Origin of the sequence: Streptomyces boninensis, from assembly GCF_048572725.1 — a bacterium.
In the GTDB taxonomy this organism is placed as follows: domain Bacteria; phylum Actinomycetota; class Actinomycetes; order Streptomycetales; family Streptomycetaceae; genus Streptomyces; species Streptomyces boninensis.
This window is the reverse complement of the sequence record NZ_CP183837.1, coordinates 6,581,487-6,607,713: the sequence shown is the minus strand read 5'-3', so window position 1 is coordinate 6,607,713 and position 26,227 is coordinate 6,581,487. Positions and strand designations below refer to the sequence as shown.

The 26,227-nt window shown below is 69.5% G+C and carries 24 protein-coding genes; 1 reads left to right on the top strand and 23 read right to left on the bottom strand.

Going from position 1 to position 26,227, the window contains the following annotated elements; translation table 11 throughout:
• Positions 1-185: 185 nt before the first annotated feature.
• The gene (locus ACNNMR_RS30385) at positions 186-2,009 is read left to right on the top strand and encodes a glycosyl hydrolase family 18 protein (protein ID WP_419997873.1); all 1,824 of its coding nucleotides are present in this window, start codon (positions 186-188) and stop codon (positions 2,007-2,009) included.
• Between the two features lie 22 nt (positions 2,010-2,031).
• Here ACNNMR_RS30385 and ACNNMR_RS30380 read toward each other — a convergent pair whose 3' ends face one another.
• The 23 genes from ACNNMR_RS30380 to nrtL all read right to left on the bottom strand — a co-directional run bounded on the left by ACNNMR_RS30380 (position 2,032) and on the right by nrtL (position 26,220).
• Positions 2,032-2,490, bottom strand: coding sequence for a DUF2550 domain-containing protein (locus ACNNMR_RS30380; RefSeq protein ID WP_419997872.1), 459 nt, complete (start codon positions 2,488-2,490; stop codon positions 2,032-2,034).
• 114 nt (positions 2,491-2,604) lie between these two features.
• Positions 2,605-2,988: a F0F1 ATP synthase subunit epsilon gene (locus tag ACNNMR_RS30375; protein ID WP_419997871.1), complete on the bottom strand. Its 384-nt coding sequence runs from the start codon at positions 2,986-2,988 to the stop codon at positions 2,605-2,607.
• A gap of 87 nt (positions 2,989-3,075) precedes the next feature.
• A complete protein-coding gene (gene atpD, locus ACNNMR_RS30370) occupies positions 3,076-4,518 on the bottom strand; it encodes a F0F1 ATP synthase subunit beta (RefSeq protein WP_419997870.1) in 1,443 nt (480 codons plus the stop codon).
• Positions 4,519-5,439, bottom strand: coding sequence for a F0F1 ATP synthase subunit gamma (locus tag ACNNMR_RS30365; protein WP_419997869.1), 921 nt, complete (start codon positions 5,437-5,439; stop codon positions 4,519-4,521).
• Positions 5,440-5,441: 2 nt separating this feature from the next.
• Positions 5,442-7,013 carry a F0F1 ATP synthase subunit alpha gene (atpA, locus tag ACNNMR_RS30360; protein ID WP_419997868.1) on the bottom strand — a complete coding sequence of 524 codons (1,572 nt, stop codon included), beginning with the start codon at positions 7,011-7,013 and terminating at the stop codon, positions 5,442-5,444.
• Between the two features lie 133 nt (positions 7,014-7,146).
• Positions 7,147-7,962 (bottom strand): F0F1 ATP synthase subunit delta, encoded by an 816-nt coding sequence (locus ACNNMR_RS30355; protein ID WP_419997867.1) that lies wholly within the window; start codon positions 7,960-7,962, stop codon positions 7,147-7,149.
• Entirely contained in the window at positions 7,959-8,531 is a 573-nt protein-coding gene (locus ACNNMR_RS30350; protein ID WP_419997866.1) for a F0F1 ATP synthase subunit B, read from the bottom strand. The genes ACNNMR_RS30355 and ACNNMR_RS30350 overlap by 4 nt, the downstream gene beginning before the upstream one ends.
• A gap of 29 nt (positions 8,532-8,560) precedes the next feature.
• Positions 8,561-8,791 (bottom strand): ATP synthase F0 subunit C, encoded by a 231-nt coding sequence (gene atpE / locus ACNNMR_RS30345; RefSeq protein WP_419997865.1) that lies wholly within the window; start codon positions 8,789-8,791, stop codon positions 8,561-8,563.
• A gap of 70 nt (positions 8,792-8,861) precedes the next feature.
• Positions 8,862-9,677 (bottom strand): F0F1 ATP synthase subunit A, encoded by an 816-nt coding sequence (gene atpB / locus ACNNMR_RS30340; RefSeq protein WP_419997864.1) that lies wholly within the window; start codon positions 9,675-9,677, stop codon positions 8,862-8,864.
• A gap of 208 nt (positions 9,678-9,885) precedes the next feature.
• Positions 9,886-10,323 (bottom strand): hypothetical protein, encoded by a 438-nt coding sequence (locus tag ACNNMR_RS30335; RefSeq protein ID WP_419997863.1) that lies wholly within the window; start codon positions 10,321-10,323, stop codon positions 9,886-9,888.
• Positions 10,324-10,589: 266 nt separating this feature from the next.
• Complete coding sequence (locus tag ACNNMR_RS30330) at positions 10,590-11,897, bottom strand: MraY family glycosyltransferase (RefSeq protein WP_419997862.1); 1,308 nt, start codon at positions 11,895-11,897, stop codon at positions 10,590-10,592.
• A 106-nt stretch (positions 11,898-12,003) separates the two neighbouring features.
• Complete coding sequence (locus ACNNMR_RS30325; protein ID WP_419997861.1) at positions 12,004-12,603, bottom strand: protein-tyrosine-phosphatase; 600 nt, start codon at positions 12,601-12,603, stop codon at positions 12,004-12,006.
• A complete protein-coding gene (locus tag ACNNMR_RS30320; RefSeq protein ID WP_419997860.1) occupies positions 12,600-13,247 on the bottom strand; it encodes an L-threonylcarbamoyladenylate synthase in 648 nt (215 codons plus the stop codon). Before ACNNMR_RS30320 ends, ACNNMR_RS30325 begins: the two co-directional genes overlap by 4 nt.
• A 49-nt stretch (positions 13,248-13,296) precedes the next feature.
• On the bottom strand, positions 13,297-14,145 hold the full coding sequence (prmC, locus tag ACNNMR_RS30315; RefSeq protein WP_419997859.1) for a peptide chain release factor N(5)-glutamine methyltransferase: 849 nt from the start codon (positions 14,143-14,145) through the stop codon (positions 13,297-13,299).
• A 44-nt stretch (positions 14,146-14,189) separates the two neighbouring features.
• On the bottom strand, positions 14,190-15,260 hold the full coding sequence (gene prfA / locus ACNNMR_RS30310) for a peptide chain release factor 1 (protein ID WP_419997858.1): 1,071 nt from the start codon (positions 15,258-15,260) through the stop codon (positions 14,190-14,192).
• A 109-nt stretch (positions 15,261-15,369) separates the two neighbouring features.
• Positions 15,370-15,588 (bottom strand): 50S ribosomal protein L31, encoded by a 219-nt coding sequence (gene rpmE / locus ACNNMR_RS30305; protein ID WP_419997857.1) that lies wholly within the window; start codon positions 15,586-15,588, stop codon positions 15,370-15,372.
• Positions 15,589-16,346: 758 nt separating this feature from the next.
• Positions 16,347-17,447: an LCP family protein gene (locus tag ACNNMR_RS30300; protein WP_419997856.1), complete on the bottom strand. Its 1,101-nt coding sequence runs from the start codon at positions 17,445-17,447 to the stop codon at positions 16,347-16,349.
• 236 nt (positions 17,448-17,683) lie between these two features.
• Entirely contained in the window at positions 17,684-19,690 is a 2,007-nt protein-coding gene (gene rho, locus ACNNMR_RS30295; protein ID WP_419997855.1) for a transcription termination factor Rho, read from the bottom strand.
• Positions 19,691-20,011: 321 nt separating this feature from the next.
• The gene (thrB, locus tag ACNNMR_RS30290; protein WP_419997854.1) at positions 20,012-20,953 is read right to left on the bottom strand and encodes a homoserine kinase; all 942 of its coding nucleotides are present in this window, start codon (positions 20,951-20,953) and stop codon (positions 20,012-20,014) included.
• A 214-nt stretch (positions 20,954-21,167) separates the two neighbouring features.
• Entirely contained in the window at positions 21,168-22,235 is a 1,068-nt protein-coding gene (gene thrC, locus ACNNMR_RS30285) for a threonine synthase (protein WP_420000534.1), read from the bottom strand.
• A 39-nt stretch (positions 22,236-22,274) separates the two neighbouring features.
• The gene (locus ACNNMR_RS30280; protein WP_419997853.1) at positions 22,275-23,567 is read right to left on the bottom strand and encodes a homoserine dehydrogenase; all 1,293 of its coding nucleotides are present in this window, start codon (positions 23,565-23,567) and stop codon (positions 22,275-22,277) included.
• A gap of 118 nt (positions 23,568-23,685) precedes the next feature.
• Positions 23,686-25,074, bottom strand: a complete 1,389-nt coding sequence (gene lysA, locus ACNNMR_RS30275; protein WP_419997852.1) for a diaminopimelate decarboxylase — start codon at positions 25,072-25,074, stop codon at positions 23,686-23,688.
• A gap of 66 nt (positions 25,075-25,140) precedes the next feature.
• A complete protein-coding gene (nrtL, locus tag ACNNMR_RS30270; protein WP_419997851.1) occupies positions 25,141-26,220 on the bottom strand; it encodes an ArgS-related anticodon-binding protein NrtL in 1,080 nt (359 codons plus the stop codon).
• Positions 26,221-26,227: the final 7 nt, after the last annotated feature.

The following is a 26,227-nucleotide window of genomic DNA, read 5'->3' as shown; positions in this document are numbered from 1 at the left end:
CGCACAAGCCCCCCACAGGAAAGGCCCGGGACGTCGGAGTCGCCCCCGTCGTCCCGGGCTCTCCCCTGTGCACCCTCGCGCACCCCTGCCCCTTTTTGGTCCAGACCTGTTGACGGCATTGGTCCGGACCAATACTCTCCCCGCACGCGAGTGTCCTGTCATGACCACGTTCGAGGGAGAATTCCATGACATATCACCGACGATTACTGAGACGGGTCACCACCCTGCTGACCGTCCTCGCCCTCCCCCTCGCCGGCCTGGTCGCCCTCGCGACCCCCGCGCAGGCCGCGAGCGCCACCGCCACGTACCAGAAAACTCAGGACTGGGGCAGCGGCTTCGAAGGCAAGTGGACCATCAAGAACACCGGGACCACGAGCATCAGCAGCTGGACGCTCACCTGGACCTACCCCTCCGGCACCTCGGTCACCTCCGCCTGGGACGCGGACGTGACCAGCGCCGGCACCTCCTGGACCGCCAAGAACAAGTCCTACAACGGCACCATCGCGCCCGGCGCCTCGGTGAGCTTCGGCTTCAACGGCGCCGGCACCGGCAGCCCCTCGAACTGCACCCTGAACGGCGGCTCCTGCGACGGCGGCGCCCCGGGCGACGCACCGCCGTCGGCGCCCGGTACGCCCACCGCGGGCACCATCACCGACACCACCGTGGCGCTGTCGTGGAGCGCGGCCACCGACGACAAGGGTGTCAAGAACTACGACGTGCTGCGCAACGGCACCACCGTCGGGACCGTCACCGGCACCTCCTTCACCGACAGGGGCCTGACGGCAGGCACCACGTACACGTACACGATCAAGGCCCGCGACACGGCCGACCAGCTCGGCCCGGCCAGCGGTGAGCGCGACGTGAAGACCACCGGGGGCGGGGGCGACCCGGGGCCCGGCGGCAAGGTGAAGCTGGGCTACTTCACGAACTGGGGCGTCTACGGGCGCAACTACCACGTCAAGAACCTGGTGACCTCGGGCTCGGCCGCCAAGATCACCCACATCAACTACGCCTTCGGCAACGTCCAGAACGGGCGCTGCACGATGGGCGACTCGTACGCGGACATCGACAAGGCCTACACCGCCGACCAGTCCGTCGACGGCGTCGCCGACACCTGGGACCAGCCGCTGCGCGGCAACTTCAACCAGCTGAAGAAGCTGAAGGCCAAATACCCGCACATCAAGATCCTCTGGTCCTTCGGCGGCTGGACCTGGTCCGGCGGCTTCGGCCAGGCCATGCAGAATCCGTCGGCCTTCGCCCAGTCCTGCTACGACCTCGTCAACGACTCGCGGTGGGCCGGGCTCTTCGACGGCATCGACCTGGACTGGGAGTACCCGAACGCCTGCGGGCTGAGCTGCGACACCAGCGGCCCGGCCGTCATGAAGAACATGATGCAGGCCTTCCGCACCAAGTTCGGCAGCAAGCTGGTCACCGCCGCCATCACCGCGGACGCCTCGTCCGGCGGCAAGATCGACGCGGCCGACTACGGCGGCGCCGCCCAGTACGCCGACTGGTACAACGTGATGACGTACGACTTCTTCGGCGCCTGGGCCGCGCAGGGCCCGACGGCCCCGCACTCCCCGCTGCGCTCGTACGACGGCATCCCGCAGGCCGGCTTCAACAGCGACGCGGCGATCCAGAAGCTCAAGAGCAAGGGCGTCCCGGCGAGCAAGCTGCTGCTGGGCGTCGGCTTCTACGGGCGCGGCTGGACCGGCGTCACGCAGGCCACCCCGGGAGGCACGGCCACCGGACCCGCCCCTGGCAAGTACGAGCAGGGCATCGACGACTACAAGGAGCTCAAGTCGAAGTGTCCCGCCACCGGCACCATCGCGGGCACCGCCTACGCCAAGTGCGGCAGTGAGTGGTGGTCGTACGACACCCCCGCCACCATCGGCGGCAAGATGACGTACGCCAAGGACCAGGGCCTCGGCGGCGCCTTCTTCTGGGAATTCAGCGGCGATACGGCGAGCGGTGAGCTCGTGACCGCCGTGAAGAACGGGATCGGCTAGGTCCGCAAAGGGACGGCGTCTCTCAGGCCACGTTCACACGCTGGCCGGGAGGCGCCGCCTCCAGCCAGGCCAGGAAGCCCGTCAGGGCGTCCTCGCTCATCGCCAGCTCCAGGCGGGTGCCGCGATGGCGGCAGGCCAGGACCCAGGCGTCGGAGAGGAGCGCCAGCTCCTCCTCGCCCACGGGGGCTCTGCGCTCCAGGACCTCGATCGCCTCCCGGGCCAGCACCCGTCGGGGGCGCGGGGCGTACGAGAAGACCCGGAACCACTCGATGGAATCGCCGCTATAGCGCGCGACGCCGTACACCCAGCCCTTGCCGGCCAGGTCCGCGGCGTCGTCCGTGTCCTCCGGCACCCCCCAGCGCATGCTGCAGTCGAAGGTGCCGCCGGGCCGCTGGATCAAGCGGCGGCGCAGGCCGAACAGGAACAGGCCCAGCAGCGCGAGGGCCACCACGATTCCGGCCACCAGCAAAGCGAGGAACATCTCCTACCGCCTCCTCGCCTCTCGATCGTACGTCTCCTGAATCGCCTCAGCCGCGGACCGCGCCGGATTGCTCCGGTGCGATCCGCGGCTGAGGACCATATAACGCTCGCGGCCTTACTTCGCGGCCGATACGGCGGCGAGCCGTACCTCGGCGCGCTTCTGGGCCACTTCGTCGGCGTCCGACTTCGCGCGCTCCAGGTCCCGCTCGGCGCGCTCGGCGTCCAACTCGTCGGACAGCTCGGCGACCTCCGCGAGGAGCGAGAGCTTATTGTCCGCGAAGGAGATGAAGCCGCCGTGCACGGCGGCCACGACCGTACCCTCGCCGCTCTCGCCCGTGGTTCGGATCGTCACCGGACCGGACTCCAGCACGCCCAGCAGCGGCTGGTGACCGGCCATGATGCCGATGTCGCCGGAAGTCGTACGCGCGAGGACGCGAGAAGCCTCGCCGGACCAGACCTTGCGGTCGGCGGCGACCAACTCGACGTGCAGCTCAGCCACGATGGCTCCTCAACTGGGATTTCTCGTCAGAATAGCGGGTTTGTGTCGCGAGGGCGGGCTGAACCCCCGCCCTCGCCACACCTGGACTCAGCTGACGCCGAGCTCCTTGGCCTTGGCCTTCAGGTCCTCCAGGCCACCGCACATGAAGAACGCCTGCTCCGGGAAGTGGTCGAAGTCACCGTCGGCGATCGCGTTGAACGCGGCGATGGACTCGTCCAGCGGAACGTCCGAGCCGTCGAGGCCGGTGAACTGCTTCGCGGCGTGGGTGTTCTGCGACAGGAAGCGCTCGATGCGGCGGGCCCGCTGCACCGTGAGCTTGTCCTCCTCGGAGAGCTCGTCCATACCGAGAATCGCGATGATGTCCTGGAGGTCCTTGTACTTCTGCAGGATCGACTTCACGCGCGAGGCGCACGCGTAGTGGTCCTCCGAGATGTACCGCGGGTCCAGAATCCGGGACGTCGAGTCCAGCGGGTCCACCGCCGGGTAGATGCCCTTTTCGGAAATCGGACGGGAGAGCACCGTGGTCGCGTCGAGGTGCGCGAAGGTGGTCGCCGGGGCCGGGTCGGTCAGGTCGTCCGCGGGCACGTAAATAGCCTGCATGGACGTGATCGAGTGACCGCGGGTCGAGGTGATGCGCTCCTGCAGGATGCCCATCTCGTCCGCCAGGTTCGGCTGGTAGCCCACCGCGGAGGGCATGCGGCCCAGCAGGGTGGAGACCTCGGAGCCGGCCTGGGTGAAGCGGAAGATGTTGTCGATGAAGAACAGCACGTCCTGCTTCTGGACGTCGCGGAAGTACTCGGCCATGGTCAGGCCGGCCAGCGCGACGCGAAGACGCGTGCCCGGCGGCTCGTCCATCTGGCCGAAGACCAGCGCGGTCTGCGGGAGCACGCCCGACTCGGCCATTTCCTCGATGAGGTCGTTGCCCTCACGCGTACGCTCGCCGACGCCGGCGAACACGGAAACGCCCTCGTGCAGCTTCGCCACACGCATGATCATTTCCTGGATGAGGACGGTCTTGCCGACGCCCGCACCACCGAAGAGGCCGATCTTGCCGCCCTTGACGTACGGGGTCAGCAGGTCGACGACCTTCAGGCCGGTCTCGAACATCTCGGTCTTGGACTCGAGCTGGTCGAAGGCCGGGGCCTTGCGGTGGATGGTCCAGCGCTCGGTGACCTCGGACTCGGCCTCCGGCTCGTTCAGGATCTTGCCGAGGGTGTTGAACACCCGGCCCTTGGTGACATCGCCGACCGGCACGGTGATGCCGTCGCCGGTGTCGGTCACCGGGGCCTGGCGGACCAGGCCGTCGGTGGGCTCCAGGGCGATGGCGCGGACCATGCCCTCGCCGAGGTGCTGCGCGACCTCGAGGGTGAGGACCTTGGTCGCACCCTCGGTGGTCGGGTCGATGACGTCGACCGTCAGCGCGTTGTAGATGTCCGGCATCGCGTCGACGGGGAACTCCACGTCGACGACCGGGCCGATGACCCGCGCGACGCGGCCCGTCGCCGTGGCCGTCTCAACTGTGGTGGTCATTTAGCGTTCACTCCCCGCGTTAGCGTCGGCCAGGGCATTCGCGCCACCGACGATCTCGCTGATTTCCTGGGTGATGTCGGCCTGGCGGGCCGCGTTGGCAAGCCGCGTGAGCGACTTAATGAGGTCTTCCGCGTTGTCGGTCGCCGACTTCATCGCGCGCCGGGTGGCGGCGTGCTTGGAGGCGGCGGACTGCAGCAGCGCGTTGTAGATACGGCTCTCGACATACCGCGGGAGCAGTGCGTCGAGGACGCCCTGGTCCGACGGCTCGAAGTCGTAGAGCGGCGGCACCTCCTTCGACGCTTCCTCCTCCGCGGAGGCGTCGGCGTCGAGGGAGAGCGGCAGCAGCCGCTTCTGCTGCGGCGTCTGCGTCATCATCGAGATGAACTCGGTGTAGACGATGTGGATCTCGTCCACGCCGCCCTCGGCCGTGTCCTGCTCCAGGGCCGCGATGACCGGTGCGGCCACGGCCTTGGCGTCGGCGTAGGTCGGGTTGTCCGTGAAGCCCGCGAAGGACTCCGCGATCGGCAGGTCGCGGAAGCCGTAGTACGCGATGCCCCTGCGGCCCACCACGTAGCTGACGACGCCCTTGCCCTCACCCTGCAGCCGGCCGGTCAGCTGCTCCGCCGCCTTGATGGCGTTGGAGTTGTAGCCCCCGGCCAGGCCGCGGTCGCTCGTGATGAGCAGGACCGCGGCGCGGGTCGGATTCTCGGCCTCTGTCGTGATGGGGTGCTGCACGTCCGACCCCGACGCCACGGCGGTCACCGCATGGGTGAGCTCGTCGGCGTACGGCGTGGAGGCGGCCACCTGGCGCTGCGCCTTGACGACGCGCGAGGCGGCGATCATCTCCATCGCCTTCGTGATCTTTTTGGTCGCAGAGACGGAACGGATCCGCCGCTTGTAGACCCTGACCTGAGCGCCCATGCTCAGCCCTCGCCCAGGAGCTTGCCGTCCGAGGTCTCGAACTGCCGCTTGAAGGAGTCCACCGCTTCGCTGAGGGCCTGAACCGTCTCGTCGGGCATCTTGCCGCCCTCGACGATCGAGTTCATCAGGTCCTTCTTCTCACGGTGCATGTAGTCGAGCAGCTCGCGCTCGAAGCGGCGGATGTCCGCGACCGGGACCTCGTCCATCTTGCCGTTGGTGCCGGACCAGACGGAGACGACCGTGTCCTCGGTGGGGAACGGCGCGTACTGCGGCTGCTTCAGCAGCTCGACCATGCGCGAACCGCGGTTCAGGGCCGCCTTGGAGGCGTCGTCCAGGTCGGAGCCGAAGGCGGCGAAGGCCTCCAGCTCGCGGTACTGGGCGAGGTTCACGCGGAGCGAGCCGGTGATCTGGCGTACGGCCCGGTGCTGGGCCGAGCCGCCGACCCGGGAGACCGAGATACCGACGTTCAGCGCGGGCCGCTGGCCGGCGTTGAAGAGGTCGGACTCCAGGAAGCACTGGCCGTCGGTGATGGAGATGACGTTGGTCGGAATGAACGCCGACACGTCATTGGCCTTGGTCTCGACGATCGGGAGGCCGGTCATCGACCCGGCGCCCATGTCGTCGGAGAGCTTGGCGCAGCGCTCCAGCAGCCGGGAGTGCAGGTAGAAGACGTCACCCGGGTAGGCCTCGCGGCCCGGCGGGCGGCGCAGCAGCAGGGACACGGCGCGGTAGGCGTCGGCCTGCTTGGAGAGGTCGTCGAAGATGATCAGGACGTGCTTGCCCTGGTACATCCAGTGCTGGCCGATGGCCGAGCCGGTGTAGGGCGCCAGGTACTTGAAGCCCGCCGGGTCGGACGCCGGGGCGGCGACGATCGTCGTGTACTCCAGGGCACCGGCCTCCTCCAGCGCGCCGCGCACGGACGCGATGGTGGAGCCCTTCTGGCCGACGGCGACGTAGATGCAGCGGACCTGCTTCTTCGGGTCGCCGGAGCGCCAGTTCTCCTTCTGGTTGATGATCGTGTCGACGGCCAGGGCGGTCTTGCCCGTCTGGCGGTCGCCGATGATCAGCTGGCGCTGGCCGCGGCCGATCGGCGTCATGGTGTCGACGGCCTTGTAGCCCGTCTCCATCGGCTCGTGCACCGACTTGCGGTCCATGACCGTCGGGGCCTGCAGCTCGAGGGCGCGGCGGCCCTCGGTCGCAATCTCGCCGAGTCCGTCGATCGCATTGCCCAGGGGGTCGACGACCCGGCCCAGGTAGCCGTCACCGACCGGCACGGAGAGCACCTCGCCGGTGCGGTGCACCGGCTGGCCCTCCTCGATGCCGCTGAACTCACCCAGGACGACCGCACCGATCTCGCGCTCTTCCAGGTTGAGGGCGAGACCGAGGGTCCCGTCCTCGAACTTCAGCAGCTCGTTCGCCATCGCCGAGGGAAGACCCTCGACCTTCGCGATGCCGTCCATGGCCTGCGATACCGTGCCGACCTCTTCGCGCGAGGCCGCGTCCGGCTTGTACGACTGGACATAGCTCTCCAGCGCGTCCCGGATCTCCTCCGGCCGGATCGTGAGCTCCGCCATCTGGGTTCCCTGCTCTCCTTGTTGGGCCCGTAAGTCTTGTCTGGGGGGTCTGGGGGGGCTCCCCCCAGATAGGGTGGTCGGCCCAACTCGGGCCGCTAGTACTGCTTTTTGAGTTGGTTTGTGGCTGCTGCCGTCAGCCGGCCAGCCGCCGCGACGCCTCGTCCAGGCGCTCGGCGATCGAGCCGCTGATGACCTCGTCGCCGACCCGCACCGTGATCCCGCCGAGGACCGCCGGGTCCACGTCGAGGTTGAGGTGCATCTGGCGGCCGTAGAGCCTGGCCAGCGCATCGCCGAGGCGCTGCTTCTGCTGGTCGCTCAGCGGCACCGCGGTGACCACCACGGCGACCATGCGGTCGCGGCGCTCGGCGGCGAGCTTGGACAGGGCGTCGAGCCCCGCTTCCAGGCTACGTCCCCTGGGCGCACCCACAAGGCGGTCCACCAGCCGCTCGGTGACCGGGTTGGCCCGGCCGCCCAGCAGGGTGTGCAGCAGCTCGGTCTTGGCCTGCGTCGTACCCGACCGGTCGGTCAGCGCGGAGCGCAGCTGCCGGTTGTCGGTGACGATCCGGCCGAACCGGAACAGCTCGTCCTCGACGTCGTCCAGCTGCCCGTCGCGCTGCGCGGCGGTGAGGTCGGCGGCGCTCGCCAGCTCCTCGGTGACGTCCACCAGGTCGCGCGAGGCGGACCAGCGGGAGCGCACCATGCCGGCGAGCAGGTCGCGGGTCTCGCCCCCGACCTGGCTGCCCAGCACGCGGGTGACCAGGTCCGCCTTGGCCTCACCCGGCTGGGCCGGGTCGGTCAGGGCGCGGCGCAGCGACACCTCGCGGTCGAGCAGCGCGGTGACGGCGGCCAGCTCCTCGGCGAGCTTCTTCGCGTCGACGGCAGTGTTGTCCGTCAGCGCGTCAAGCTGCTCGCGCGCGGCTGCCTGGGCCTCGCGGCTCGCTCCGTTCATCGGTTCGCACCCGCCTCGGCGTCGGCCGGGGCCTTGGCCTCCAGCTCGTCCAGGAACCGGTCGATGACGCGGCTCTGACGGGCGGCATCCTCGAGGGACTCACCCACGAGCTTGCCGGCGAGGTCGGTGGCGATCTTGCCGACGTCCTGGCGCAGCGAGAGCGAGGCGGCCTTGCGGTCGGCCTCGATCTGCGAGTGCCCGGCGGCGATGATCTCCTCGCGCTGGCGCTGGCCTTCCGCACGCATCTCCTGGATGAGCGCGGTGCCCTGCTCCCGGGCCTCCTCGCGCAGCCGGTTGGCTTCGCGCTGAGCCTCGGCGAGCTGGTCCTTGTACTGCTGAAGGACGCTCTCGGCCTCGGTCTGGGCCGCCTCGGCCTGCTCCATGCCGCCTTCGATGGCCGCGTGCCGCTCTTCCAGCGCCTTGTTGATGCGCGGAAGGAGCACCTTGGCCAGCAGGCCGAAGACGATGACGAAGCCGATCAGGCCGATGACGAGTTCCGGGATCGGCGGGACGAGAGGGTTCTGCTCCTCGGAGTGACCACCCTCAGCCGCGATCTGCAGGAGATTCACGTCGGTGCCTTTCGTTGGAAGACGCTCAATCAGTACACGAACGGCATGACGATGCCGATGAGGGCGAGCGCCTCACAGAAGGCGAAGCCCAGAATCATGTTCTGACGGATCAGGCCGGTCGCCTCGGGCTGACGGGCCATGGCCTGAACGCCGTTACCGAAGATGTAGCCGATGCCGACACCGGGGCCGATCGCGGCGAGGCCGTAACCGACCGCGCCGATGTTGCCCTCGAGAGCAGCCAGGGTCTCCATCGCAGCCATTGCTTTCTTCCTTCTCTCTGCGGACCGGTGGGGGTTGGCCACCGGACGAATTCGGGGTGTTGCGGGTTTCTCAGTGCGCTTCTTCGAGCGCGCCCGAGATGTATGTCGCCGACAGGACGACGAACACGTACGCCTGCACGGCCTGGATGAACAGCTCGAAGGCGATCATCACCAGGACCAGTACGAAGGCGAAGGGCGCGTACAGCCATCCCCAGCTGTTCATGAAGAACCAGGTGGCGATGGTGAACATCACGAGCAGCAGGTGGCCGGCGAACATGTTGGCGAAGAGCCGCACCGCGTGGGTGAAGGGGCGCACCAGCACGTTGGAGAAGAACTCGATGACCATCACCAGCGGGAGGACGGCGCCGAGGCCCGCCTGGTATCCGGTCAGGTTCTTCAGGCCGCCGACAAAGCCGTGCCGCTTGAAAGTCAGCGTCATCCACAGGATCCACACCATCACGGCAAGTCCGGCCGGGAAGGCGATGATCGAGGTCACCGGGAATTGCGCGAGCGGGATGATGGACCAGAGGTTCATAACCCACACGAAGAAGAACAGCGAGACCAGCAGCGGTACGTACTTCTCGCCTTCCTTCTTGCCGATCGTCTCGTAGACGATGCCGCGGCGCACGAAGTCGTAACCCGACTCGGCGACCATCTGCAGCTTGCCCGGCACCACCTGCGGCTTGGCGAATGCCCGCCAGAAGAAGACGACGAGGACCAGGGTGCTCAGCAGCGCGAGCAGCATCGGCTTGTTGAAGTCGAGGCTGCCGACGCTGAAGATCGGCTTGAAGATGAAGGAATGCAGTCCCGGGGACTGGAAGCCGCAGCCGCCGTCGACAAAGATCTTGCAGGAGGTGTCGAGGGCGAGCATCTGGTCAGCACTCACCGGCAGGCTCCTTCGGTGTGACGCATGGGTACGGCATCCTCAAGGTGTCGGCGCGGCGCGCGGCCGCGGTTCGGCACTGAAATCTGAGCAGTCTGGGTGCACTCGGCGGGGAGCGCAGAAACGAATCTGGCCTCGGGTCCGAAGGACCTTGGTCCCACCGGCGCATGGGGACGATAGCAGCCTCGGTTGCGGGTGAGCACAGCAGGTCTCATCCGTGCGCTCCGGGCTGCTTGTCCTTGGCCTCGGCGCCGGTTTCCGGCTCCACGTAAAGCATCTTGAGCTTCATGTGCGCCCGGGCCATGGCGCCGACCCACACCAGAGCGGTCGCGAGCACCGTAAGGCCAAAGGCCTTGGTGTTGAAGAGGTCTGTGTTCTTGAACACGGCCAGCACGATCCCGAGCAGCAGGATCTGGGTCGTGTACGTGATCATCGCGATGCCCATGAACAGGGCGGGGAACTTGCGCGAGTAGTGCTGCAGCGCGAGCAGTCCGAGTGCGAAGAAGATCATGACGACTACGGTCGCGGCACCGGCCCCGATGCCACCCTTGGCGCCCGCCACCAGTGAGGCGATGATCACTGCGGCGACGCCGGCGAGGGCGGTCGGGATCGCGGCGCCCTTCAGGATCCGGGCGTCGTTGACCTGCATATGGGTTTCTCCGGCGGGGAGTCGGGAGCGACTAGTCGACGTTGACGAGCGTATCCCCGGAGCGAGGGCACTTATGGCCGTGTTGACGCGGGTCCCTCGCGCCAGAGAACCGCCGCACTACGGTCCTTCGGCTCTGCACCGGGTTCTCGTGAACGGTATCACAAACTCTTTGGGGGACTCTTTACCCACAAGGTGTGGCTCCGGTCACACGGGAGGAGTAAAAGCTGTGTCTCGGCTGCGGACCAGGGCGTATGTCTGCTATGCGGTCAGTGGTCCAGCTTGCGGTAGCGCGATCTGTCGCCGATCGCGGTGGCCCCGCTGATGCCCGCCGGCACCAACTCGCGCGCCTCTTCGCCCGCTTCTCCCGCGGCCTCGCCGCCGTCCTCCGAATCGCCCTTCCGGCGGCGGCTGGGACGGTACCGGGGCGGGACGATCTTCTCCGCCCAGGCCGGCACATTCGGGCGGAAGCGCGGCAGCATGAGCAGTACGAGCCCGAAGGCGCTCAGCGCGATGATGATCAGCACGATCCACAGGCTCGTGGACTGCACCGAGTACGCCACCATGCCGAAGGCCACCAGCGCCGACCAGAAGTACATGAGCAGCACGGCGCGCATGTAGGAGTGGCCCATCTCCAGCAGCCGGTGGTGCAGATGGCCGCGGTCGGCGGCGAACGGCGACTTGCCGTTCCAGGTCCGGCGCAGCACCGCGAGCACCAGGTCGAGCATCGGGATGGCGAGGATGGTCAGCGGCAGCACCAGCGGGATGAAGACGGGGACCGTCGACAGCACGGCCTGCCGCTCGCTCTGCTCGTTGAACAGCTCCAGCGCGTCCGGGTCCACCTGGCCCGTAATGGAGATGGCGCCGGCGGCGAGGACCAGGCCGAGCAGCATGGAGCCGGAGTCGCCCATGAAGATTCTGGCGCGGTGCATGTTGTGCGGCAGGAAGCCCAGGCACATGCCGACCAGGATGGCGGCGAAGAGGGTGGCGGGGGCGGCGGCCTCGATGCCGTACCCGTACCAGAGCCGGTAGGCGTACAGGAAGAACGCCGCCGCGGCGATGGCGACCATGCCGGCGGCGAGGCCGTCGAGGCCGTCCACGAAGTTGACCGCGTTGATCGAGATGACCACCAGGGCGACGGTCAGCAGCGTGCCCTGCATCGGCGTGAGCACGACCATGCCGACGCCGGGGACCGGGATCCACAGGATCGTCAGACCCTGGATCACCATCACCGCGGCCGCGATCATCTGCGCGCCCAGCTTCAGCAGCGCGTCCACGCCCCACTTGTCGTCGAGCACGCCGACGATCCAGATCAGGGCGGCGCCGGAGAGCAGCGCCCGCGGCTCCTGCAGCTTGAAGACCAGTTCAAAGGCTTCGAGGTGGGAGGCGACCAGCAGGGCGGCGCCCAGGCCGCCGAACATCGCGATGCCGCCGAGCCGCGGCGTCGGCTCCAGATGCACATCGCGGTCACGGATCTCCGGCATCGCGCCGGCCATGATCGCGAACTTCCGCACCGGGCCGGTCAGCAGATACGTGACGGCAGCCGCAATGCACAGCGTCAGCAGATATTCACGCACTGGCGGCCCCAAGCTCCGTTCGGCTGGTCACATCAAGCACAGCCCCACACCCTAAACCCAGCTGTAGGGGATGACGGCCGGGAAGTGCTTGGTGGTTGCAGCATAGCTACGACATACGGGCAGGAACGCCCGTCAAAGCGGTCACAACCGGGTCAAGCGCTTGATTGATCTCGTCACCGATCGAGCGGAAATACGTCACCGGCGCCCCGTACGGGTCATACACCTCGTCCGCCGCCGGGCTCGGCGCCACCAGCCAGCCGCGCAGCGCCGCCGCCGCCCGGACCAGGGCGCGGGCCCGCTCCACGGCCCCCTCCGCAGGGCCGGGCAGCGTGGCGGCGTCTATGGCCCGTACCAGCCGGGCGAACTCCTTCAGCGTGAAGGTGCGCAGGCCCGCCGAGTGCCCCATGGAGATCACCTGCGCCCGGTGGTCCCGGGTGGCGGTGAGGACCAGGTCGGCGCGGATGACGTGCTCGTCGTGCAGTTCACGGCCGAGGAAGCCGTCGGGCTCCGCGCCGCGCTCGCGCAGCACGGTGGCGGCGTGCGCCTCCATGACCGCGCCCTCGTGGCCCCAGGTGCCGGCGCTCTCCACGAGGATGCCGTCGGCGGCGCTGCCGAGACGTTCCGTCAGGGCATGCCGCGTCAGCCGCTCGGTGATCGGCGAGCGGCAGACGTTGCCCGTGGAGACGTGCAGGATCCGGAAAGTCAATTGGCTACCTCGAGGTCGGACACGACCTCGCGCAGCTGTTCCTCGGTCACGGCCCCGGCGCGCAGCAGCTTCGGCGTCTTGCCGGTGACGTCGACGATGGACGACGGCACGGCGGCCGGCGTCGGCCCGCCGTCGAGGTAGACCGAGACCGAGTCGCCGAGCATGTCCTGCGCGGCGTCGCAGTCCTGCGGGGACGGGTGCCCGGTGAGGTTGGCGCTGGAGACGCCCATCGGGCCTACGTCCTTCAGCAGCTCGATCGCCACCGGGTGCAGCGGCATCCGCACCGCGACCGTGCCGCGGGTATCGCCGAGGTCCCAGGTGAGCGACGGCTGGTGCTTGGCGACGATGGTCAGCGCGCCCGGCCAGAAGGCGTCCACCAGCTCCCAGGCGTCCTCCGACATGTCGGTGATCAGCCCGTGCAGCGTGTTCGGGGAGCCGACCAGCACGGGCGTGGGCATGTTGCGCCCGCGGCCCTTGGCGTCCAGCAGGTCGGCGACGGCCTCGGAGCTGAACGCGTCGGCGCCGATGCCGTACACGGTGTCGGTGGGAAGGACGACGAGCTCGCCCCGGCGGACGGCGGACGCCGCTTCACGCAGGCCGGTCTTGCGGTCGGTCGCGTCGTTGCAGTCATAGCGGCGTGCCATTGACTGCCTCCTTTGCGGTCCTTCGTAGCTATCGGTCAGTTGTGGTGAATCAGCGCGAGACGCGGCGCGCGGTCGCGAATCTCGGCCGGTTGTTCAGGTCGGGGTGGTCGGCGGCGTCGGCCCAGCCGCGTTCCTCGGTGAAGATCCAGGGCACCTGGCCGCCCTGGGTGTCGGCGTGCTCGACCACCACCACTCCCCCGGGCCGCAGCAGCCGGTGGGCGGTGCGCTCGATGCCGCGGATGGTGTCCAGGCCGTCCTGGCCGGAGAAGAGCGCGAGCTCGGGGTCGTGGTCGCGGGCTTCGGGGGCGACGTACTCCCACTCGGTCAGCGGGATGTACGGCGGGTTGCTGATCACCAGGTCGACCTGGCCGTTCAGCTCCGGGAGCGCGGTCAGCGCGTCGCCGGCGTGCAGCTGGACGCGGGAGCCCGCGACGTTCTTACGGGTCCAGGTGAGGGCTCCCTCGTCGAGCTCCACCGCGTGCACCCGGGAGCGCGGCACCTCCTGAGCCATGGCGAGCGCGATGGCGCCGGAGCCGGAGCACAGGTCGACGATCAGCGGCTCGACGACGTCCATGGCCCGTACGGCTCCTATGGCCCACTCGACCACGGACTCGGTCTCGGGCCGCGGCACGAAGACGCCGGGGCCGACCTTCAGCTCCAGATAGCGGAAGTAGGCGAGTCCGGTGATGTGCTGCAGCGGCTCGCGCGCCTCGCGGCGGGCGATCGCCTCCCAGTAGCGGGCGTCGAAGTCGCCGTCGGCGACGGTGTGCAGCTGGCCGCGCTTGACTCCGTGGACGTAGGCGGCGAGCTCCTCGGCGTCGTGGCGCGGGGATGCCACCCCGGCGTCGGCCAGCCGCTGGGTGGCCTGGGCCACCTCAGCGAGCAGGATGCTTCGCACTGTCCGTCGTCCTCCGTTGTGCTTGTTGTTGTGCTGGTTACTGCTTACTGCGCTGCCGCGAGCTTCGCTGCCGAGTCAGCGTCGACGCAGGCCTGGGTCACGGCGTCCAGGTCCCCGTCCAGGACCTGGTCGAGGTTGTACGCCTTGTAGCCGACGCGGTGGTCGGAGATGCGGTTCTCCGGGAAGTTGTAGGTACGGATCTTCTCCGAGCGGTCCACCGTGCGCACCTGGCTGCGGCGGGCGTCGGCGGCTTCCTTCTCCGCTTCCTCCTGTGCCATGGCGAGGAGCCTGGAGCGAAGGATACGCATCGCCTGCTCCTTGTTCTGCAGCTGGCTCTTCTCGTTCTGGCAGGAGGCGACCACGCCGGTGGGGATGTGGGTGATGCGGACGGCGGAGTCGGTGGTGTTCACGGACTGCCCGCCGGGGCCTGACGACCGGTAGACATCGATCCGCAGATCATTGGGGTTGATCTCGACGTCGATCTCCTCGGCCTCGGGCGTGACGAGCACGCCGGCCGCGGAGGTGTGGATACGGCCCTGGGACTCGGTCGCCGGGACGCGCTGCACGCGGTGCACGCCGCCCTCGTACTTCATCCGCGCCCAGACGCCGTGGCCCGGCTCGACCTGGCCCTTCGACTTCACCGCGACCTGGACGTCTTTGTAGCCGCCCATGTCGGACTCGGTGGCGTCGATGATCTCGGTCTTCCAGCCGACGCGCTCGGCGTACCGCAGATACATCCGCAGCAGGTCGCCGGCGAAGATCGCGGACTCGTCGCCGCCCGCGCCGGCCTTGACCTCGAGGATGACGTCCTTGTCGTCGCTGGGGTCGCGGGGCACGAGGAGCAGGCGCAGCTTCTCGGTAAGCTGCTCGCGCTGCTCTTCGAGCTCCTTGACCTCGGCGGCGAAGTCCGGGTCGTCGGCGGCGAGCTCCTTGGCCGTCTCGATGTCGTCGCCGGTTTGCTTCCAGGAGCGGTACGTGGTGATGATCGGGGTGAGCTCGGCGTAGCGCTTGTTCAGGCGCATGGCCTCGCGCTGGTCGGCGTGCACCGAGGGATCGGCGAGCCGCGTCTCCAGGTCGGCGTGCTCGGCGGTCAGATCCTCGACAGCCTCGAACATCGTGGGCTCCAGGTGAGTGCCAGTGAGTGCCAGCAGTGATGGGACCGACAAAGGCGCCGACTCGCCTGCCCGGAACAACGGGCGGGCTGAGCCGGCGCCTGGAAAGTCGCTACTTCGCGGCGGCCTTCTTGCCGAAGCGGGCCTCGAAGCGGGCCACGCGGCCACCGGTGTCGAGGATCTTCTGCTTGCCGGTGTAGAACGGGTGGCACTCGGAGCAGATGTCGGCACGGATGGTGCCGGACGTCACGGTGCTCCGGGTGGTGAACGAGGCGCCACAGGTGCAGCTGACCTGGGTCTCGACGTACTCCGGGTGGATGTCGCGCTTCAAGGGATGCTCCTAATGATCTGGGAGGGCACCGGGTCGCTCGGCGGGATGCGTCACGTGAACCGGGGCCGACGGTCCAGTTTGCCATCTGGGCCGCCAGCCTCCAAAACGAGGCTCCGCCGGCAAATATTCCCCCAGGTCAGCCCACCCACCCACCCGCATCACTCGCTCCGCGAGATGGGTCGGCGGGTGGGCCTCAGGACCCGGTGCGGGGGCGTGGGTCGCGGGGGCGGGTGGAGGCCCCGGGGCGGGTGCGGGGCGTGGGTCGCGGGGGCGGATGCCGGCCGCCGGGTGCGGGGCGTGGGTCCTGGGTGCCGGCCGCCGGGGCGGGTGCGGGGTGGTCGCCGCGTGGGCCGGGTGCGGGGTGGTCGCCGCGTGGGCCGGGTGCGGGGTGGGGGTACGTCCTCACGCGGCACCGACATCTTTGGCTGGCGCGTGCTGCTCATCCCCGCGCTGCGGGCGCACCCCCACCCCACACCCTCGTAACGCTTGCCGGGCGCCGGTCGCGTCGCCCCGCGCAGCGCACTCGCACCCCGTACGGCACTAGGCGCCCGCCCCTGTCGCACACAGCAACGGGCGGGCGGGAATCAGCCGCGCGCAGCGCAACCGCATGCTCGTCCCGCTGTCGGGCGCCGCGCACAGCGCACCCCACCCCCCATGTGCTGCCCGGCTGCCGCGCACAGCGCACCCCACCCCCCACGCGCTGCCGGGCGCCGCCCTCCCCACCCCTGTCGCACACAGCAACGGGCGGGCGGGTGGGATCAGCCTGCGTTGTCCGACGGGGCCGTAGCCGCGTCCTGGGCGTCCTTGGTCTTGTCTCCTGCGGAGCCCTTTAGGGCTGACTTCGGGATGGGGTGGTCTGCCTTCAGGGCCGCCCAGACTTGCTTCGCCTGGGAGTCCAGGGGGATGACTCGGTTGCCGTCCGTCGTGTCGTACGTGACCGGCAGCGTCGCCATCTGGATGTCGTTCGAGCTGATGCCCTTGAGGCTCTTGGCCAGGTCCGACAGGTCGGAGACCGAGGCCAGGTCCTTGTCCGTGGTGATTGAGCTCGTCGCCGTGTCGGCCAGGCGGTAGAGCTTTGTCGGGTTCGACAGCACGCCTACGCTCTTGACCTGGTCTAGCAGCGCCTTGATGAAGGTGTGCTGCAGCTGTATTCGACCGAGGTCGCTGCCGTCGCCGACACCGTGCCGGGTGCGGACCAGGCCGAGGGACTGCTCGCCGTCGAGGCGATGCGTGCCGGCGGCCAGGTTGAGGTGGCTGTCCTTGTCGTTGATGGCCTGCTTCGTCGTGACCTCGACCCCGCCGAGCTGGTCGATGAGGTCCTTGAAGCCGGAGAAGTCGACCTCGACGAAGTGGTCGATGTGGATGTCCGTCATCTGCTCCACGGTCTTGATGGAGCAGGCGGGGCCGCCGGTGGTGTACGCGGAGTTGAACATCACCCGCTGCGCCGCGGGCGCCATCTTGCCGTTGTCCTGCTCGCACTCCGGACGGCTGACCATCGTGTCCCGCGGTATGGAGACGATGCTCGCCTTCTTACGGTCCTCGTAAAGGTGCACCACCATCGCCGTGTCCGAGCGCGCCCCGGACTCCACATTGCCGCCGCCGATCTTGCCGTTCTCGCCGGTGCGGGAGTCGGAGCCGAGGACGAGGATGTCCATCGAGCCGTTGTCGGCGTCGTCGGGGCGGTCGGTGCCGAGCTTGGCGTCGACGTCGACGCTGGAGAGATTTCCGTTGAGCTTGAAATAGACGTAACCGAAGGTGGCGCCGCCGAGCAGAACCGCCACGGTGAGCACCCAGGCCGAGATCAATACGACCTTGCGGCGGGTGCTGCGCTGGGGGCGCGGCTTTCGGTGGTCCGTCATTAGGGGATCAAGCTCCTCGGGCATTTGTCCGACATGAACGGACACAGGGATTACCCGAAAGAGTGACACACCGTTGTTCGTAGAGGCAAAGTCCAGCGACTGGAATGGGACCTTAAGCACCCCATGAAGGGCCCTTTGACCAGGCGTTTAGCCCCTTCATGAGAATTCCGTGAACGGCCGGGGCCCCCGTCACGCGCGGTGACGGGGGCCCCGGTGATGATCGGCCGTACGGCCGATCAGTCGCCGTTCGGCGTCGGCGTCGTCTTCTGGATCTGGAGCAGGAATTCCGCGTTGGACTTCGTCTGCTTCATCTTGTCCAGGAGCAGCTCCATCGCCTGCTGCGCGTCGAGCGCGTGCAGCACCCGGCGGAGCTTCCAGACGATCGCGAGCTCGTCATTGGCCATGAGGATTTCTTCCTTACGGGTGCTGGACGCGTCCACGTCCACCGCCGGGAAGATCCGCTTGTCCGAGAGCTTCCGGTCGAGCCGCAGCTCCATATTGCCGGTGCCCTTGAACTCCTCGAAGATCACCTCGTCCATCCGCGAGCCGGTCTCGACCAGCGCGGTGGCGAGGATGGTCAGCGAGCCGCCGTCCTCGATGTTCCGCGCGGCGCCGAAGAAGCGCTTGGGCGGGTAGAGGGCGGTCGAGTCGACACCACCGGACAGGATGCGGCCGGAGGCCGGGGCAGCGAGGTTGTACGCGCGGCCCAGGCGGGTGATCGAGTCGAGCAGCACGACCACGTCGTGGCCGAGCTCCACCAGGCGCTTGGCGCGCTCGATGGACAGCTCCGCGACCGTGGTGTGGTCCTCGGCCGGGCGGTCGAAGGTCGAGGAGATGACCTCGCCCTTGACCGAGCGCTGCATGTCGGTGACCTCTTCCGGACGCTCGTCGACCAGGACGACCATCAGGTGGCACTCGGGGTTGTTCGTGGTGATCGCGTTGGCGATCGACTGCAGGATGATCGTCTTGCCGGTCTTCGGGGGCGCGACGATCAGGCCGCGCTGGCCCTTGCCGATCGGGGCGACCAGGTCGATGATCCGCGGGATCAGCGCCTGCGGGTCGTTCTCCAGGCGCATCCGCTCCTGCGGGTACAGCGGCGTCAGCTTGCCGAACTCCGCGCGGGACTTGCCCTGTTCGGGAGCCTGGCCGTTGACGGAGTCGAGGCGGACCAGCGCGTTGAACTTCTCCCGCCGCTCGCCCTCGCGCGGCTGCCGCACGGCACCCGTGACGTGGTCACCCTTGCGCAGGCCGTTCTTACGGACCTGGGCCAGGGACACGTACACGTCGTTCGGGCCCGGCAGGTAGCCGGAGGTGCGGACGAACGCGTAATTGTCGAGGATGTCGAGGATGCCGGCGACCGGGATCAGGACGTCGTCCTCGGAGATCTGCGGCTCGGCGCCGAAGTCGTCGCGGCCGCGGCCACGGCCCCGGCGGTCGCGGTAGCGCCCGCGGCGGCCGCGCCGGCCGCCCTCGAAGTCGTCGTCGTCATCGCGGTTCTGGCGGTCGTCGCGGTTCTGGCGCTGCCCGCCGCCCTGACCGCCGCCGCCCTGCTGGTTCTGCCGGCCGCCGCCCTGGTTCTGCTGCTGGCCGCCGTCGCCGTCGCCCTTGTTGCGCTGGCGGTCGCGGCGGTCGCGGCGGTTCTTGTTACGGCCGCCGCCGTCGCCGTCGCGCTGCTTGCCCTCGGCATTGTCGACCGCGGCCTCGGCCTTGGCGTCCTTCGGCTGCTCGCCCTTGGCGCCCTTGTCCTTGTCGCCCTTGTCGCCCTTGGACTGCGCGTCGCGCTCGCCCTGGTCCTTGTCCTTGGACTTGGCCGGCTGACCGGGGATGTCGATCTGCTGCTGGCCGCCGTCGGCCTGCTCGCCGCCCTTGGCGGCCTTCTCGGACTTCGCGGCGCTCTGCGCGGCACCCTCGCCGGTACGGGCCCGGGAGGTGGCGCGGCGCTTGGGCTTGTCGGCACCGCCGTCGGCGGGGGCCGCGTCGGCCTTGGCAGCCGCGGGTGCGGAGGAGCCGCCGGCGGCCTGCTTCTCCTTGATCACCTCGATCAGCTGGCCCTTGCGCATGCGCGCGGTGCCCTTGATGCCGAGTTGGGACGCGACCTGCTGCAGCTCGGCCAGCACCATGCCCTCGAGGCCGGGGCCGCGGCGCCGGCGAGTGCTGCCGGAGGAGGCGGCGGGGGCGTCCGAAGCGCTGCTGGCTGCACCCTGGGCAGCATCCACGCCCATCAGATCGGTGGTGTCGCTCACGAAGGGTCCTTCCCTGGAGCGGGCGTCGGCCTGTCTGGCTCGGCGACCGGTTGTGCTTCTCCGGCAGTGGTCCTATGGCTTGCGGACCCGCCGGGGCGGTGGTCCACCGCTATGTGCTTCGTACACACACGGCGGAGAGATCTGTGCTGGCTTGGCGTCGTAACCACGCCGATCGGGCGCCTCACTGCGCAGGCAGGCTGCTCAGGCAGTGCAGGGGGGTCCCGGAAGAAAGGCACACAGGCGAACGATGCGCTGGTGCTGCCTTGAGGTTAACACTATCCGATCCAACAAACATTCCCCCTCTCCAACGCTTGCGGTCCGTCACGCCAACGGCAGCAGGCTTGCCCCGTCGGCATCCAGGTCGAGCCGGCTGGCCGTCCAGCCGTCGGCCGCCGCCGCGGCGACCTTCTCCGCGGAGCCGTCGTCCGTCAGCGCGAGCACCGTAGGCCCCGCACCCGAGATGACTGCAGGGACGCCATCGGCCCGCAGCCGGTTCACCAGCGCCACACTTTCGGGCATCGCGGGAGCGCGGTACTCCTGGTGGATGCGGTCCTCGGTGGCGGCGAGGAGATGCTCGGGACGCCTGGTCAGCGCCTCGACGAGCAGCCCGGCGCGGCCCGCGTTGGCGGCCGCGTCGGCGTGTGGGACGGTGCGCGGGAGCAGCCCTCTGGCGGTCTCCGTGAGCACCTCGGTGGCCGGTACGAAGACCACCGGAACGATGGAATCGGCCGGATCCATGCGTACGGCCCTGACGGCGCCGCCGCCGGCCGGGGCGCCGGTCGCGCCGTTCTCCGACCAGGCCAGGGTGAAGCCGCCGAGCAGGCACGCCGCGACATTGTCGGGGTGGCCCTCGATCTCGGTGGCCAGCTCGACCAGGCCCGCGTCGTCGAGCTTCGCCTCGCCGCCTATCGTCACGGCGCGGGCGGCGGTGATGCCGGCGCAGATCGCGGCCGCGGAGGAGCCGAGGCCGCGGCCGTGCGGGATGCGGTTGGCGCAGACGACTTCCAGGCCGCGCGGCTGGCCGCCGAGGAGGTCGAAGGCGGTGCGCATGGCCCGTACGAGGAGGTGGGACTCGTCCCGCGGGAGGGTCTCTGCCCCCTCACCCGCGATGTCCAGGTGCAGTCCGGAGTCGGCTACGCGGACCACGACGTCGTCGTACAGACCTAGTGCGAGGCCGTACGCGTCGAAGCCCGGGCCGAGGTTGGCGCTCGTCGCCGGCACGCGGACGCGTACGGCGGCGGCGCGGAATGCTGGACCGGCCATCGCTGTGGTGACTCTCCTCAGGTGGGGTGCGATGTGAAGAAGATGTCGTCAAGCGGCGCATCGGCCCCTGCGACCGCTCGGCGTCGCGCCTTGGGGAGGGGCCATCCGGAAAGATAATGCAACGACAGCTTATCGAAGGAAGGTTCTGTGGCGACATAGGGCGCACAGGAGGCGCACGGTGTGTTTCGCACGGCTGCCCTGTGCGCCCGTCGTCTTAGGCGAGGCCCAGCTTCTCCGCCGCGGCGTCCGCGTCTACCGGGACCGAGACCGCCGGCGGGGCGCCCGCCACCGCCCAGTCGGGGTCCTTCAGGCCGTTGCCCGTCACCGTGCAGACGATGCTCTGGCCTGCGGTTACGCGGCCCTGCTCCGTGGCCTGCAGGAGGCCGGCGACGCTTGCCGCGGAGGCGGGCTCCACGAAGACGCCCTCCTTCGAAGCCAGCAGCTTGTACGCGCGCAGGATCTGGCGGTCGGTGACCGACTCGATGTGGCCGCCGGATTCGTCGCGGGCCTGTTCGGCGAGGGACCAGGAGGCCGGGTTGCCGATGCGGATCGCGGTGGCGAGGGTCGAGGGGTTGGTGACCGGGGCGCCGTTGACGATGGGGGCGGCGCCGGCGGCCTGGTAGCCCCACATGTGCGGGGTGCGCTTGGCGAGGCCGTCGGCCGCGTATTCGCGGTAGCCCTTCCAGTACGCGGTGATGTTGCCCGCGTTGCCGACCGGCAGCACGTGGATGTCGGGGGCGTCGCCGAGGGCGTCGACGATCTCGAAGGCGGCGGTCTTCTGGCCTTCGATACGGAACGGGTTGACCGAGTTGACCAGCGCCACCGGGTACTTCTCGGAGAGCCCGCGGGCGAGGTTGAGGCAGTCGTCGAAGTTGCCGTCGACCTCGATGATGCGGGTGCCGTAGACCAGCGCCTGGGCCATCTTGCCCATCGCGATCTTGCCCTTCGGCACCAGGGCGGCAGGCATCAGCCCCGCGCGAGCCGCGTACGCGGCCATGGACGCCGAGGTGTTGCCGGTGGAGGCGCAGATGACGGCCTGCGCGCCGTCGCCCTTGGCCTTGGAGATGGCCGTGGTCATGCCGCGGTCCTTGAAGGAGCCGGTGGGGTTGGCGCCCTCGACCTTCAGGTGGACGTCGCAGCCGGTGACCTCGGACAGGGTGTTGGCCCTGACCAGCGGGGTCCCGCCTTCGCCGAGCGTCACCACGGGAGCGTCCGCGCCGAGCATGGGCAGCCGGTCGCGGTACTCGTGGATGATGCCCCGCCACTGGCGGGTGCCCGACATTCGGCTGTCGTCGATAAGTGCGTTCATGGGCTGGTTCCTCTATTCCCCTTCGACCCGCATGATGCTGGCGACTCCCCGCACGGAGTCGAGCTTCCTCAGCTCGTCGACGACCGTCCGCAGCGCCTCGTCCGGCGCCCGGTGGGTGACGACGACGAGCGATGCCTCGCCATCCTTGCCCTGCTGTCTGACCGTGTCGATGGACACGTCGTGCTCGGCGAAGATGGCCGCCACGTGGGCGAGCACGCCCGCGCGGTCGGCCACGTCGAGGCTGATGTGATACCGCGTGACCACGTCGCCCATCGGGCCGACGGGCAGCTGCGTGTACGCCGATTCGCCGGGCCCGTGGCCACCGTTGAGCTTGTTACGGCAGACGGCGACGAGGTCGCCGAGGACGGCGGAGGCGGTCGGCGAGCCGCCGGCCCCGGGTCCGTAGAACATCAGCTGGCCGGCGGCGCTGGCCTCGACGAAGACCGCGTTGTACGCCTCGCGGACCGAGGCGAGCGGGTGGCTGAGCGGGATCATCGCCGGGTGCACGCGGGCGGTGACGGAGCGGCCGTCGGCGGCGCGCTCGCAGATGGCGAGGAGCTTGACGGTGCAGCCCATCCGTTTCGCCGAGGCCATGTCGGCTGCGGTGATCTCGGTGATGCCCTCGCGGTAGACGTCGTCGAGGCGGACCCGGGTGTGGAAGGCGATGCCGGCGAGGATCGCGGCCTTGGCGGCGGCGTCGTAGCCCTCGACGTCGGCGGTCGGGTCGGCCTCGGCATAGCCGAGGGCGGTGGCCTCGTCGAGGGCCTCGCTGTAGCCGGCGCCCAGGGTGTCCATCCGGTCGAGGATGAAGTTGGTGGTGCCGTTCAGGATGCCGAGGACCCGGTTGACCTTGTCGCCCGCGAGGGATTCCCGGAGGGGGCGGACGAGGGGGATCGCGCCGGCCACGGCCGCCTCGTAGTACAGGTCGACGCCGCGGGCGTCGGCGGCCGCGTAGAGCGCGGGGCCGTCCTCGGCGAGCAGGGCCTTGTTGCCCGTAACGACGGAGGCGCCGTGCTCGAAGGCGGTGGTGATGAGGCCGCGGGCCGGCTCGATGCCGCCGATGAGCTCGATGACTACGTCGATGTCACCCCGTTTGACCAGGGCTTTCGCGTCGGTGGTGAGGAGCTCGTCCGGGATGCCGGGGCGTGAGCGCCCGGCCCGGCGGACGGCCACTCCGGCGAGCTCGACCGGGGCGCCGATGCGGGCGGCGAGGTCGTCGGCGTGCGTCGTCATGAGGCGGGCCACCTCGGAGCCGACCGAACCGCAGCCGAGCAATGCCACCTTCAGTGGCGATGCCTCGCTCATCACGACCTCGCTTCCCGCAGACGCGCGTTTGTCTTCCGGACCAGTCTCGCCCAGGGGGCCGCGACCGCGACCCGCTGTCCAGAATACGAGACAGGTGACTTGCTTATTGAGATGATCCTCAGCCGACGTCCAGCCGCAGGAGATCTTCCTCCGTCTCCCGGCGGACGATCACCTTTGCCTCGCCGTCCTTCACGGCGACGACCGGCGGCTTGAGGGCGTGGTTGTAGTTGCTCGCCATGCTGCGGCAGTACGCGCCGGTGGCCGGGACCGCCAGCAGGTCGCCCGCGGCGACGTCCGCGGGCAGGTAGGCGTCCCGTACGACGATGTCGCCGGACTCGCAGTGCTTGCCGACCACGCGGGAGAGCATCGGCGCCGCGTCGGAAGCGCGGGAGACCAGCGCGACCGTGTAGTCGGCGTCGTACAGGGCGGTGCGGATGTTGTCGGACATGCCGCCGTCGACGCTGATGTAGGTGCGGATGCCGTCGAGCTCCTTGACCGTGCCGACCTCGTACAGCGTGAAGGCGGTCGGGCCGACGATGGCGCGGCCCGGCTCGACGGACAGGCGCGGCTGGGCGAGGCCGGCGGCGGTGCACTCGCGGGAGACGATGTCGCCGAGCGCCTTGGCGATCTCGTGCGGCTCGCGCGGGTCGTCGTCGGTGGTGTACGCGATGCCGAGGCCGCCGCCGAGGTCGATCTCGGGCAGCTCGATGCCGTGCTCGTCGCGGATCTCGCGGAGCAGCCCGACGACGCGGCGGGCGGAGACCTCGAAGCCGGCCATGTCGAAGATCTGCGAGCCGATGTGGGAGTGGATCCCGACCAGCTCGAGGCCATCGAGCTTGAGGACGCGGCGTACGGCTTCCGCGGCCACCCCGTCGGCGAGCGCGAGGCCGAACTTCTGGTCCTCGTGGGCGGTCGCGATGAACTCGTGGGTGTGCGCCTCGACGCCGACCGTGACGCGGATCTGGACGCGCTGCGTCTTGCCGAGCCGCTGGGCGATGTGCGCGACGCGGACGATCTCCTGGTACGAGTCGAGCACGATGCGGCCGACGCCGGCTTCTACGGCGCGCTCGATCTCTTCGTTGGACTTGTTGTTGCCATGCATCGCGATGCGGTCCGCGGGCATGCCCGCGGAGAGGGCCACGGCGAGCTCGCCGCCGGAGCAGACATCGAGGTTGAGGCCCTCCTCGGTCAGCCAGCGCACGACCGCCCGGGAGAGGAAGGCCTTGCCCGCGTAGAAGACGTCGGCGCCGGCGAAGGCGTCCGCCCAGGCGCGGCAGCGGGCCCGGAAGTCGTCCTCGTCGAGGAAGATCGCCGGAGTGCCGTGCTCTTCGGCGAGCCGCGTGACCGGGATGCCGGCGACGGTGGCGGCGCCGTCGGCGGCGCGGTCGACCGTACGGGACCAGACGCGCTTGTCGAGCGTGTTCAGGTCGGCGGGCGGCGGCGAGTAGTGCCCCTCGGGGAGCACGTCGGCGTGCCGGGGTCCTGCGGGGTGGGCGGAACGACTCACGGTGGCTTGGCTCCTCGGGCGGGTTTCTCGGGACGGCTGCTTGGGACGGCGGCTGGGACGGCTGGTTCAGATGCGTTCGGGGGCGGTGATGCCGAGCAGGGTGAGGCCCTGTTTCAGCGCCGTCCCGGCGGCGGCGGTGAGGCGCAGCCGCGCGTGGTGTTTCTCGGTGACCTCTTCGTCACCGCGGGGTAGCGGGGGGTGGTCCGCCTGGAAGGCGAGGCAGGCGGTCGCGAGCTGCTCCAGGTGGCGAGCGAGCCGGTCCGGGGACCGGTGGATCGCGGCGGTCTCCACGACGGTGGGGAGATCGGCGATCGCCGTGATGAGGGCTGCGCCCTCGGTGCTCGGGATGTCGCCCTGAAGAGTGTGCCGTATCGCGAGGTCTGCTGCGTTGCGCGCGGTCGCGCGGGTGCGGGTGTGGGCGTACTGGATGCGGAAGAGAGGGCTGGACTCGTGGGAGGTGAGGAGGGTCTCGTCGAGGCGGGGGCGGTCGCCTGCGGCGGGGCGGAGGAGGGCCCAGCGGAGGGGGTCTTCTGGCCATGAGCGAGCTTCTTCTGCTTGCGCGCGGCTCAGGGGGGTGGGGTGTACGCGTACGTCGATCGCGGTGCCGGCTGGGTGGGGCGGGTTGCGAAACGTCCCGGGCCAACCCGTCCCGCCTTGCGGGACGCCTTCCCCCGGAGGGAGCGGCATGACCTCCGCGCCGGCGGCGCGGAGGAGCCTGGACAGGGACTGTGCCGTGAGCTCTGCTCGTACGTCCCCGGGGGTCGGGTGCAGTGTGTACGTCTCCCCCGCCAGCGCGCTCGATTCCGCGTACGAGCCGCCCTCCCGGAGGGCCGCCGCGATCGTCTCCTCGTGCCGGTTCGCCGCCAGCGTGAAGTTCAGGAAGCCGGGGCCCGTGATCTCGACCTTGGTGATGCCGTCCGCCCGCTCCAGGCGGGGGCGGAGGCGCTCGGCCAGCTCGCGCGGTGGGAGGTTTGCCGCGGTGGCGAGCTGCAGGGCGATGCTTGTCGCGTAGTCGCCGGTGCCGCCTGGGCGCGGGGGTGTGACGACGATGCGCTCCGGCAGGTCGCCGGAGAGGGTGAGCTCGCCCTCCGCCGTGGCTGCGCGCAGCGCGCAGCGGACGGTGCGGGAGAGTTCGGCGGGGGTCACGGGGCAA

What these genes read in the sequence shown, in the direction of transcription:
- ACNNMR_RS30280 (WP_419997853.1), bottom strand. Translation starts at nt 23,567, where the DNA reads ATGAGCGAGGCATCGCCACTGAAGGTGGCATTGCTCGGCTGCGGTTCG.
- ACNNMR_RS30365 (WP_419997869.1), bottom strand. Translation starts at nt 5,439, where the DNA reads ATGGGCGCTCAGGTCAGGGTCTACAAGCGGCGGATCCGTTCCGTCTCT.
- atpA (WP_419997868.1), bottom strand. Translation starts at nt 7,013, where the DNA reads ATGGCGGAGCTCACGATCCGGCCGGAGGAGATCCGGGACGCGCTGGAG.
- thrB (WP_419997854.1), bottom strand. Translation starts at nt 20,953, where the DNA reads ATGGCCGGTCCAGCATTCCGCGCCGCCGCCGTACGCGTCCGCGTGCCG.
- ACNNMR_RS30355 (WP_419997867.1), bottom strand. Translation starts at nt 7,962, where the DNA reads ATGAACGGAGCGAGCCGCGAGGCCCAGGCAGCCGCGCGCGAGCAGCTT.
- ACNNMR_RS30300 (WP_419997856.1), bottom strand. Translation starts at nt 17,447, where the DNA reads ATGACGGACCACCGAAAGCCGCGCCCCCAGCGCAGCACCCGCCGCAAG.
- prfA (WP_419997858.1), bottom strand. Translation starts at nt 15,260, where the DNA reads ATGTTCGAGGCTGTCGAGGATCTGACCGCCGAGCACGCCGACCTGGAG.
- atpD (WP_419997870.1), bottom strand. Translation starts at nt 4,518, where the DNA reads ATGACCACCACAGTTGAGACGGCCACGGCGACGGGCCGCGTCGCGCGG.
- ACNNMR_RS30320 (WP_419997860.1), bottom strand. Translation starts at nt 13,247, where the DNA reads ATGGCACGCCGCTATGACTGCAACGACGCGACCGACCGCAAGACCGGC.
- ACNNMR_RS30380 (WP_419997872.1), bottom strand. Translation starts at nt 2,490, where the DNA reads ATGTTCCTCGCTTTGCTGGTGGCCGGAATCGTGGTGGCCCTCGCGCTG.
- ACNNMR_RS30385 (WP_419997873.1), top strand. Translation starts at nt 186, where the DNA reads ATGACATATCACCGACGATTACTGAGACGGGTCACCACCCTGCTGACC.
- atpE (WP_419997865.1), bottom strand. Translation starts at nt 8,791, where the DNA reads ATGGCTGCGATGGAGACCCTGGCTGCTCTCGAGGGCAACATCGGCGCG.
- ACNNMR_RS30335 (WP_419997863.1), bottom strand. Translation starts at nt 10,323, where the DNA reads ATGCAGGTCAACGACGCCCGGATCCTGAAGGGCGCCGCGATCCCGACC.
- thrC (WP_420000534.1), bottom strand. Translation starts at nt 22,235, where the DNA reads ATGTCGGGCACCCGCCAGTGGCGGGGCATCATCCACGAGTACCGCGAC.